Below are 2726 nucleotides of genomic sequence, written 5' to 3' on the forward strand. Positions count from 1 at the left end.
AAAGAACTTAGGAATTTATTGATATCGGCTTCGCCATAATCTTTTTGAATTTGATATAGATTTAGTTTAAATTTATCTTCCAGTTTAGGATCAAATTTTTTACCTTGCAACTTTTGTATATATTCGACATTAAGCCTTGCCATATTAGCAGAGCTTACCTCATCTTTATTAAAGGAAAACGCACTCATAAAAGTGTATTCTCCTGCCTGTCTACCTCCGGGATCAGCTACTACTTTTACATCGGAGTAATATCTGATTAAATATCCGTAATCCCACCACGATAGCACATAATCCTCCCTGCTAGCCTTATTTTTTAGCTCCGCAAGAGGCATTATGGAGTCTTTCGTAAGCGTAGGCGCAACTCGGAATTTATAAATAAAATCTATGCTAGGCATTATCGCTAAACAGGTTAAAATAGCTAACAAAGTACTTCTAAGCCAGGTGCGTATTTCAAAGTAATTCAGCGTGAAATATATAAAATAAGCAAATCCAAGCGCTATCATCGGTGTAGCGTACATTGTAAAGCGAGTTCCACCGAAAAGTGCTAAAACTCCAAGCGCTATCATCGGCAAGGTTAATATAAACGAACGGAATTTTATCAGTAGTAGAGCCAACCCTCCTACGGCGCATATAAATATAAATAGATGCCCGCTAGATTCAAGCACAAATTTTATAAAATTAGCATTGGCAACCTCCTTGACCGTATTTCTAACGCCGTAGAAGTAGAAAATTTCCTCTTTGCTTACATCCTTTAAGATGTATGCTTTAAGCTGTACTGCTATAGGCACAAGTCCGCCGAATATGACGAACGTAATTACGGCGATCGTACCCAAAATCCAAAGAGCTTTTTTGCTTTTATGGCTTGGAATTTTAATCATTAAAAAATATAGCAATGCAATCAGTGAGATTTTGAACAATAAAATATAATTTACAATTATTGTCTCGCCTTCGTAATACGCGCCAAAATTTATAACCGCTGCGACCATAAGAATAATCGCTTTGTAATTTTCCTCATTGTGTCTATTAAAAATCAAAGTATAGATTAAAAATATCACTATAATCGCCATATTTAAAGAATACGAGCTGGGATACCACCAATCATAAAACGCCATAAAGACGGCAGGCAAAGCAAAGCTACTCTGCTCGCTTCGCCCTATGAGCCTAATCAAAGCCCATAGCGTTAGCAGCGGCAGAGTAACATTTAACATATCGCTATCAAAATACCCGCCCAAGGTCCTCATATAATATCCCGGCAATATGGTGGCAAGTAGCGCCGCGATGATGCCGGCGCCCAGGATATTATACTCTCTTGCTATCAAAATAATCGGCACGGCTACCAGCGGCGCCAAAAACACGCTCATATAGATCGTAATGCTATTTAGGCTGACGGGTAAAATTTTGCTAAGTAAAAATGCCAGAGTTGGGATCGACGCGCCGTACGGGCTAAGATCGCCAGGTTGATGAAAGCCCGCTATCATATCGCGCGCGCCCTCGGCATTGGCAAAAGCGTCATTTGTAGTCATGATGAGCTCGCCGTCAAAGGAAAACTGCTCGATCCCGCTAGCCCAATATATCCAAAAAAACCTGCACGCCACGCCGAATATATAAACCAGCGTCATGATCAAAAAGATATCCATGCGGAAGCATTCGCCGTTTGTAATTCTAAATTTTTGCATCTTTTTCCTTGATTTGCCGTTTGAAGTACCGAGCGGCAGGCAAAATTTGCCTCTACAAATTTTACTCGTTTTATCACGCCCGCGCTACGTTCTTAACAGCATTGTTTAATTTGCGTTTATTATAGCAGAATTTATCGATATTAAAGCGAAATTTTAAAAACAACCGAAGTCAAGCCGTTTAGAATTTAAATTTGTGATATGCAATTTTGGCGACCATCAAAAAATACGATACGTAAAGATAGAGAAAGATGTAAACTAAATATCCAATATAAGGCAGATACAAAACAACACTAAGCCAATAAACATGCGTATATCTAGCATATTATAAATTCCATTTTCTGGGTGCGGAATGAACAAATATAGGACAATAAACATAACGAACGCTTTTAAAAAAATATATAATAACGTTTTATTCATAGACATATATTTAGCGATCTATGCTATGGCTAAATGGCAGAAACAACCGGTCGTTGCAAGAAACTTACGCCGGACCGGTGGATTTTTGTGGTTTAGACGAAATTCTCGCCTAATACGCGTCGCACATAAATTTACAGACGGTTTTCGTGCGCAGATTAAGTATGATCGAGCTTAGGCATCTGCCGTCCTTATTACCGCTTAGCAGGCGCACGGCGTCGCCCTCTTTCCACTGCGTGCTATCGCCCTCGATCGTTCTGTAATGCGCGCCGTTAATGACAAGCGACTCGCCGCCCTTTAGCGTTTTATCGATCTTCAGGTCGCTTGCGATCCGGCTTAGATCGCCTTTTAGGGCATTTGCGATTAGTTTTTCCTCGGCCTGCTCATGTGTCTTCATCGAGCTTTTGGCAAAGTCCGGCACCTGCACAGTTTCGGTCTGAGCCGAAGCAAACACGGCGAGCACGCAAGCGGCGTAAATTAGTTTCATATTTTCTCCTCGGTTTTTTCAAAATTTCGGCGATTATAGCAAAGTTTACTTAAAAATTTCGGTCTAAATTTAGCTAGAGTTTAAATTTAAGAAACCGCCCGTCTGTTTAAAACAGAGCCGAACTCGATGGCAAATTATAAAATTTCGCC

Annotated in this window: 2 protein-coding genes; both read right to left on the reverse strand. The window is 40.2% G+C overall.

Annotation, left to right across the window (positions count from 1 at the left end; all coding sequences use genetic code 11):
- On the reverse strand, positions 1-1676 hold a 1676-nt coding region (locus tag Q0369_RS10620; RefSeq protein ID WP_298099689.1), incomplete at its 3' end, for an STT3 domain-containing protein.
- 526 nt (positions 1677-2202) lie between these two features.
- Entirely contained in the window at positions 2203-2577 is a 375-nt protein-coding gene (locus tag Q0369_RS10625) for a hypothetical protein (protein ID WP_298099693.1), read from the reverse strand.
- Positions 2578-2726 lie beyond the last annotated feature (149 nt).

Source organism: uncultured Campylobacter sp. (assembly GCF_938030685.1).
Lineage (GTDB): Bacteria > Campylobacterota > Campylobacteria > Campylobacterales > Campylobacteraceae > Campylobacter_B.

Excerpts from the sequence above, each read along its gene's own strand:
- Q0369_RS10625 (WP_298099693.1), bottom strand. The coding sequence starts at position 2,577 with ATGAAACTAATTTACGCCGCTTGCGTGCTCGCCGTGTTTGCTTCGGCT.